Consider the following 7,864-nt stretch of genomic DNA (forward strand, 5'->3'; position numbering starts at 1 on the left):
CGCCCCGGAGCCGGACGTCAGTAAGGGCAGAGGAGGACATGACCGAGCACGCACCGGACCGTCTATGGTCCGGCATCGACATCCCCAAGACCATCGCCGGAACACTCGCCGCGGTATCCGCCGCGGTCGTGGGTTCCTTCCTCGGCGTCGCAGGAACGCTGATCGGCGCAGCCGTGGCCAGCCTCATCGGCTCGGTCGGCACCGAGCTCTACGCCCGCTTCATCAACCGCGGAAGCAAGAAGATCGTCTCGACCTTCGTGACCGCTCCGGCCGCCGTCGGCACCCCGACGGTCGTGGCCGCCGAGGATGAGCTGCCCTCCGAGGAGCCGGTCGTGGAGCAGAAGCCGGCGCGCAAGGACGTGCGCTGGGGACGGATCGCCGTCATGGCCGGCGCGTTGTTCGTGCTGGCGATGGGCTCGCTCACGGCGTTCGAGCTGCTCACCGGGAAGAGCGTTCCGGCCGCGGTCGGGCACACGACCAGTTCGACCACGACGATCGGGTCCGCTCTCAGCGGCGACAACGGCACCGACGAGAAGCCCGCGACGACGCCGTCGGAGTCCCCCTCGCCGGATTCCAGCGGGGCGCCCGCGGACGGTCAGCCGACCGGCACGCCGACCGCCGAGCCCACCGAGACGCCGGCCACGCCTCCGACCGCGACGACCGAGCCGGCAAACCCCCAGCAGACCGGTGGCACGGATCCGGGCGCCGAGCCCACGGATCAGCCCACCGACGGGGAGACTCAGCCGGACGGCACCACCCAGGACGGTACGACGCAGGACGGCGCCAAGCAGGACGGCACGACGCAGGACGGCACGAACCAGCAGAGCGGAGAGTGACGATGGACGCCAAGGGCGTGCTGACCGAGGCCTTCGGGCGTCTCCCCGACCTCGTGGAGACGGCCGTGCAGGGGCTCACCCCCGAACAGCTGCGATGGCAGCCGGCCGCGGGCGCCAACTCGATCGGCTGGCTGGTCTGGCACCTGACCCGGGTGCAGGACGACCACGTCGCCGAGGTGATGGGGGCCGAGCAGCTCTACGCCACCGGCGACTGGGCGGCCCGCTTCGGGCTCAAGGACCTGTCCGACACCGGCTACGGCCACGACGCGTCCCAGATCACGGCGGTCGCGCCGGAGAGCGCGCAGACGCTGCTCGACTACTACCGGGCGGTGCACGACCGCACGGTCGGTTACCTGGCCGGTCTCACCGAGGCCGACCTCGACCGGGTGGTCGACGACAACTGGGATCCGCCCGTCACCCTCGGGGTGCGGCTGATCAGCGTCTATGACGACGACGCCCAGCACGCGGGCCAGGCCGCGTACGTACGCGGGCTGCTGTAGACGAGAAAGCGGGCGGGGACATCCCCGCCCGCTTTCTGCGTCAGGCCGACGAGGGCTCGGTCAGCGGCAGCCGTACGAGAAACCGGGTGTCACCCGGCTGGGACTCGAGCCGGATGTCGCCGCCGTGTCCGTTCACGATGATCCGGTACGAGATGTCGAGGCCCAGCCCCGTGCCCTCGCCCACCGGCTTGGTCGTGAAGAACGGCTCGAACACGCGCTTCTTCAGATCCTCGGGCACACCCGGCCCGGAGTCGCCGATCGAGATGACCAGGTGGTCGTCCTCGCGATAGGTCTTGATCGTCAGCGTGCCGGCGCCGGCCATGGCCTGCACCGCGTTGTCGATAAGGTTCGTCCACACCTGGTTGAGCTCGGCCGGGTGGGCCGGCACCTGCGGCAGTGAGCGGTCGTAGTCCTTCACGACCTTGACCCCGTTGCCGATCTTGTGGGTGAGCATCACCAGCGTGCTGTCGAGGCCGCTGTGCACGTCGATCCACTGGTGGGCCGCGCGGTCCATCTGCGAATACTGCTTCGCCGCCGACACCAGCGACGACACCCGGCTCGTCGCGTCCTCGATGTCGGTCATCAGCTGCTCGGTCTCGAGCGCGTAGCCGATCCAGTGGATGGCCTGGTCGAGCAGCTCACGCGTGCCGACCCGCTCCTCGATCAGGGTGAGGCACTCGATGTCGATGCCGCCCTGGGCGAAGACGGGCGCCAGGTCCCAGCCGCTCGTGACGTTGCGCTCGTCCATCCAGTCGCCGAGCTCGTCCTCGCGGTCGGAGGTCTCCATCGCGGTCAGCGGCTTCGCCTTGGCCGCCCGCTCGATGACGTCCTCCTGCAGCTCGACCAGGGCGACCAGGCGCTCCGGGTCGACCTTGCCGGCGGCCAGCATGGCGAGCTTGTGCCGCATGCCGGCGACCCGCTGGCGCAGCGCGCTGGTGGCCCGCCCGGCGGCCGCGGCCGGGTTGTTGAGCTCGTGCATCAGGCCGGCCGAGAGCGCGCCGAGCGCGGTCAGGCGCTGGCGCTCGCTGACCGCGGCCTGGGTGCTGCGCATGCCCAGGGTGAGGCCCTCGAGCAGGTGAATCGCCATCGGGAACCACTCGCGCATCATGTGCCCGAAGTCGGCCGCGCTCATCACGAAGAAGTCGGCGTCGTCGAGCGCGCGCATGCTCGCCATGTACCGGCGTTCGAGGCCGTCGTCGCGCAGGTAGGACTGGGTCGCGCCCATGTAGACGCCGCGCTGCTCGGTGCGGGTCGTCTCGACCTCGTCCTGGCCGATCTTGCGGGTGAGCGCGATCGTGCCGCTGAGCAGCACGAAGAACTGGTCGGCGGGGTCGCCCTCGCGGATCACGACGCCACCGGCGGGCATGTGCATGGTGCAGCCGTGCTGCGAGATCCACGCCAGCTGGTCGTCGGTGAGCTTCTCGAACAGGAACAGGGTGCGCAGCTCGGCGGGCGTGAGCGCGCCCGGATCGCAGGGAACGAGCCGGACCTCGTCGGTGGTGTCAGCCATGGCTTACTGAGCCTCCAGGTAGCGGTGGACCAGCGTGACGGCCATCGCGCCCTCGCCGACCGCCGAGGCCACTCGCTTGACCGAGTTGGCCCGGACGTCGCCGGCGGCGAAGATGCCGGGAACACTGCACTCCAGGTAGAACGGATCCCGCTCCCGATCCCATCCCTTCGGACGGGTGCCATTTGAAAGAAGGTCGGGGCCGGTGTAGACGAAGCCCTTCTCGTCGCGGGCGACCGCCTGGCCCAGCCAGTCGGTGCGGGGCTCGGCGCCGATGAAGACGAAGAGGTAACCGCACTCGACGGTGGTGCTCACGCCCTCTTTGCTGTCGCAGATCGTGATGGCCTGCAGGTGGCCGTCGCCCTGGGCGCTGAGCACCTCGCAGCGGGTCCGCACCCGGATGTTGTCGATCTTGTTGAGCTGCTGGATCAGGTAGTACGACATCGACGCCTCGAGCGAATCGCCCCGCACGAGCAGAGTGACCGTTTTGGCGTACCGGGAGAAGAACAGCGCCGCCTGGCCCGCCGAGTTGGCGCCGCCGACGATGTAGACGTCGGTGCCGGCGCAGGAGGGCCCCTCGGTCGAGGCCGAGCCGTAGTAGACGCCCGAACCGGTCAGCTCGGCCACGCCGTCGGCGATCAGCGGCCGGTACGAGACGCCGGTGGCCAGCACGATCGAGTGGGCCGAGATCTCGCCGCCGTCGGCGAACGTCAGGGTGCGGGCCGAGCCGTCCTGCCGCAGACCGGTGACGTCGCGTGTGGTCAGCACCTCGGCCGAGAACTTGCCGGCCTGCCGGCGGGCCCGGTCGGTCAGCTGGGCGCCGGAGATGCCGTCGGGGAAGCCCAGGTAGTTCTCGATGCGCGAGCTCTGCCCGGCCTGGCCGCCGACCGCGCGCCGTTCGACCAGCAGCGTCCGGAGGCCCTCGGAGGCGCCGTAGACGGCCGCGCCCAGCCCGGCCGGCCCGCCGCCCACGATGATCAGGTCGTAGAAGTCGCGGCCGGGGGCGGTCGAGAGGCCGACCGCCTCGGCCACCTCGGTGGTGGTGGGCTGGGCCATGGCGCGTCCGTCGGCCGTCACCACCAGCGGGATCGACTCGGGGCCGACGCTCGCGGCCTCGAGCAGGCGGCGGCCCTCGGGCTCGTCGGCGCCGAGCCACTTGTAGGGCACCAGGTTGCGGGCGAGGAAGTCGCGGATCTCGTACGACGGCTCGCTCCACCGATGGCCGACGACCCGGATGTCCTCCATCTCGCGGTCGCCGGTGGCCAGCCACGCGTCGAGCAGCGCGTCGAGCACCGGATAGAGCTTCTCTTCGGGCGGGTCCCACGGCTTGAGCAGGTAGTGGTCGACGTCGACGACGTTGATCGCCTGGATGGCGGCGTCGGTGTCTGCGTACGCGGTCAGCAGGGCCCGACGGGCGTTGGGGAACAGGTCCATCGCCTGCTCGAGGAACTCGATGCCGTTGACCTGCGGCATGCGGTAGTCGGCGAGGATGACGGCGACCCGGCCGCCACGCAGCTTGAGCTCGCGCAGCGCCTCGAGCGCCTCGGCGGCGGACGAGGCGCGGACGATGCGGTACTGGTCGCCGTAGCGGCGGCGCAGGTCGCGGGCGATCGCCCGGGAGACCGCGGGGTCGTCGTCGACGGTCAGGATCGCGGGGTGGCCCATGGCAGATACCTCAGCTATCGGCAGGTGGCGTGGCCAGCAGGTCGTTGTACTCGGGGTGGCGGTCCAGATATCCGATGACGAAGGGGCAGGAGGGAACGACCGGGGTGTTCCGGCCGCGGGCGTCCTCCAGCGCGGCCGACGCGAGACGGCTGGCCAGGCCCCGGCCGGAGAAGGACTGCTCGACGTCGGTGTGCATCAGCTCGATGGTGTCGCCGTGGCGGCGGTAGTGCAGAACGCCGGCCACCTCGCCACCGAGCAGGATCTCGTAGCGCTGGTGCTCGAAGCTGTCGACCACGATGGCCTCGCCCGAGTTGGGCACGCCGACCTGGGCGCTGCCCTCGACCCGCAGCTTGCGCCGGGCCCGCTCGTAGAAGCTCGTGCGGCCGAGCCGGATCACCTGGGCCGCGGACGGGACGGGCTCGATGCAGAGCCGGTCGTCGGGGCCGGCGTAGCCCTCGACGATGCCGTCGACCTCGATCGCCAGGCGGCCGCTGGTGGGCAGCACGTCGAGGTCGAGCTGTTCCTGCAGGGCCAGCATCAGCGGGCGGTTGAACGAGGAGTGCGCGGCCGCGGCCGTGACGATCAGGCCCTCGACGTTGGGTGAGACGATCGGGCCGCCGGCCGAGAAGCTGTAGGCCGTGGAGCCGGTCGGGGTGGCCACGATCACCGCGTCCGCCGCGTAGTTGACGAAGTTCTTCTTCTCGACCGAGATGCCGATCGCGGCCAGGCCGTCGCCGGGCACGCGCACCATCGCGATGTCGTTGAAGGCCGAGACCTCGCGGCCGTCGGGCAGCTTGGTGCGGACGGCGGTGCGCGCCTCGATGGTGAACTGGTGCTCGTCGATCGCGGTGAGGGCGGCCGGCAGATCGGGCAGGTCGACCTCGGCCAGGAAGCCCAGGCGGCCCACGTTGACGCCGAGCACCGGGGTCTTGCGCCCCTCGACCAGCCGCATCGTGCGCAGCATGGTGCCGTCGCCACCCAGGCTGACCAGCAGGCCGGCCCGCTCGACCATCTCTTCCGGCGTGACCGCGACAGCCTCGCAGTCGATGCGATCGATCTCGTCGTGCAGACCGAGCACGGTGACATTGCGGCGCTCGGCCCACTTCACGATGGCCTCTATCGCCGACCCGCAGTCGCGCCTCGGGTGCAGCACCAGGCCGACGACCTTGACCATGCCCATCCGGTGTGACCCCGCCCCTCGTTCGAACTCAAGAACACAGCCTTGCACGTCGGGCGCCCGATCGGCGAGGGCAGGCGACGGAGCACACGTGGTTCATTCGGGCAGGGTTCCTTCCTATTCCTTGACAGCGTTGTCACGTATAGACAGCCTCCGATTAATCCCCGATTTTCCGGCGCACTGAAAGGACCCCCGACATGCGCCTACGTTGGCTCGCGGTCGCCGCAGCGGCGATCACGATCGGCACCCTCAGTCCCGTCCCCGCGCACGCCGCCGATCCGTCGATCGATCTCGATCCCGGCATGCTCAGCGCCATGCGCCGGGACCTCAAGATCGACAACGGTGAGATCGCGGCCCGGCTGCGCACCGAGGCGGCGGCCCCCGTGGTCGAGAAGCGCCTCAAGTCCAAGCTCGGCTCGGCTTTCGCGGGCGCATGGATCCCCACCGGCGCCGCACGACTGACGGTCGCCGTCACCGACGCTTCCGCTGCTTCTTCCGTACGGGCGGAGGGGGCTGACGTTCGTGTCGTGGCGCACAGCAGTGCCGATCTCGCTGCCACGCGTACGGCCCTGGACAAGCGGGCCAAATCGGCGCGTGCCTCCGTGGTGCGTGGCTGGTACGTCGACGTCCCGAACAACCGAGTGGTCGTGACGGCTGCCCCCGGTTTTGAGAAGGAGGCTCGCGGCTTTGCTTCCGGCGCGGGCGCGGTGACGGTGGTCACGTCGGCCGAGCAGCCCCGCCCGATGTACGACATCCGCGGCGGCGACCAGTACGTGATCAACGGGAACACGCTGTGCTCGGTCGGCTTCTCGGTCGCCGGCGGCTTCGTCACCGCGGGCCACTGCGGCGGCACCGGCAGCCCGACGCTCGGCTACAACAACGTCGCCCAGGGCAACTTCGCCGGCTCGTCCTTCCCCGGCAACGACTACGGCTGGGTCCGGACGAACGGCAACTGGACCTCCCAGCCCTGGGTGAACAACTACTCCGGCGGCAACGTGACCGTGGCCGGTTCGCAGGACGCGGCCATCGGCAGCTCGATCTGCCGCTCCGGCCGCACGACGGGCTGGCGCTGCGGCACCCTGCTCGGCCGCAACGAGACGATCGTCTACTCCCAGGGTGCGGTCTCGGGCCTGTCCCGCAGCAACGCGTGCGCCGAGCCGGGCGACTCCGGCGGCTCGTGGATCTCGGGCAACCAGGCCCAGGGCGTCACCTCGGGCGGCTCCGGCAACTGCTCCAGCGGCGGCACGATGTGGTTCCAGCCGGTCAACGAGATCCTCCAGGTGTACGGCCTGTCGCTGACCACCACCGGCGGCGGCAGCTCGGGCTCGTCGGTGATCAGCAGCCTCAACAACAAGTGCCTGGACGTGCCCAACGGCAACTTCGCGGACGGCGTACGGGTCCAGATGTGGAACTGCAACGGCTCGGCCGCCCAGCGCTGGAACTTCGTCAACGGCACCCTGCAGACCTCGAACAACAAGTGCCTCGACGTGGCGTGGGGCTCCACCGCGAACGGCGCCGCCATCCAGATCGTCGGCTGCAGCGGCAACCCGGCCCAGCAGTTCGTCCTGTCGGCCGCCGGCGACCTGGTCAACCCCCAGGCCAACAAGTGCGTCGACATCGACGCCTGGAACGCCAACGAGGGCGCCGTGCTGGTCCTCTGGGAGTGCACCGGCGGAGCCAACCAGAAGTGGCGCCGCGGCTGACCCACCCCTGATCCGGCGTGGTGCCGTAGCGGCAGCGGCACCACGCCTCCACCCCCGGCCAGCTGATGCGCCTCCACCCCCGGCCAGCTGATGCGCCTCCACCCCCGGCCAGCTGATGCGCCTCAGCCGCCGGCCAGCTGATGCGCCTCAGCCGCCGGCCAGCTGATGCGCCTCAGCCGCCGGCCAGCAGGTCTGCCTCGATCAGCCGGCCGGAGAGGGGCCCGGCCTCGTGGATGTCGTCGGCGCTGAGCACGGCCGCGACAGTGCGGGCATCGTGCAGCCCGTTGCCGTTGCCGGCGCCGACCATCGCCGGGAACCACCGCAACGCCTGCACGAGATCCACCGGCCCGCCGAACCCGTCGCGGTACCAGCACGCCGCCGCGTACATGCCGCCCGTATGCCCGTTACCTTTTTGATCGTCCCCAGCCGGGGACTGCTCGGTCGCTCGGTCCGGTATGACTTACTGCCCCTGTCGC

General features: G+C 70.5%; 7 protein-coding genes. 3 read left to right on the forward strand and 4 right to left on the reverse strand.

The window, feature by feature from the left end; translation table 11 throughout:
- The first annotated feature begins 38 nt into the window (after nt 1-38).
- Nucleotides 39-836, forward strand: coding sequence for a hypothetical protein (locus tag KXC43_RS48305; protein WP_221383058.1), 798 nt, complete (start codon nt 39-41; stop codon nt 834-836).
- A 2-nt stretch (nt 837-838) separates the two neighbouring features.
- Entirely contained in the window at nt 839-1,336 is a 498-nt protein-coding gene (locus KXC43_RS48310; protein ID WP_221383059.1) for a mycothiol transferase, read from the forward strand.
- A 40-nt stretch (nt 1,337-1,376) separates the two neighbouring features.
- Here KXC43_RS48310 and KXC43_RS48315 read toward each other — a convergent pair whose 3' ends face one another.
- The 3 genes from KXC43_RS48315 to KXC43_RS48325 are packed head-to-tail and all read right to left on the reverse strand — an operon-like array spanning nt 1,377 to nt 5,688.
- The gene (locus tag KXC43_RS48315) at nt 1,377-2,846 is read right to left on the reverse strand and encodes an ATP-binding protein (protein WP_221383060.1); all 1,470 of its coding nucleotides are present in this window, start codon (nt 2,844-2,846) and stop codon (nt 1,377-1,379) included.
- A gap of 3 nt (nt 2,847-2,849) precedes the next feature.
- Entirely contained in the window at nt 2,850-4,508 is a 1,659-nt protein-coding gene (locus tag KXC43_RS48320) for an NAD(P)/FAD-dependent oxidoreductase (protein ID WP_221383061.1), read from the reverse strand.
- 10 nt (nt 4,509-4,518) lie between these two features.
- Complete coding sequence (locus tag KXC43_RS48325; protein ID WP_221383062.1) at nt 4,519-5,688, reverse strand: NAD(+)/NADH kinase; 1,170 nt, start codon at nt 5,686-5,688, stop codon at nt 4,519-4,521.
- Nucleotides 5,689-5,882: 194 nt separating this feature from the next.
- Between KXC43_RS48325 and KXC43_RS48330 the strand changes: the two genes are divergently transcribed.
- The gene (locus KXC43_RS48330; protein WP_255646114.1) at nt 5,883-7,388 is read left to right on the forward strand and encodes a ricin-type beta-trefoil lectin domain protein; all 1,506 of its coding nucleotides are present in this window, start codon (nt 5,883-5,885) and stop codon (nt 7,386-7,388) included.
- Between the two features lie 172 nt (nt 7,389-7,560).
- Here the strand turns inward: KXC43_RS48330 and KXC43_RS48335 are convergent, their stop codons facing one another.
- Complete coding sequence (locus tag KXC43_RS48335; protein WP_221383063.1) at nt 7,561-7,776, reverse strand: hypothetical protein; 216 nt, start codon at nt 7,774-7,776, stop codon at nt 7,561-7,563.
- Between the last annotated feature and the right edge of the window lie 88 nt (nt 7,777-7,864).

The sequence above is a fragment of the Paractinoplanes polyasparticus genome, from assembly GCF_019710575.1.
GTDB lineage: Bacteria > Actinomycetota > Actinomycetes > Mycobacteriales > Micromonosporaceae > Actinoplanes > Actinoplanes polyasparticus.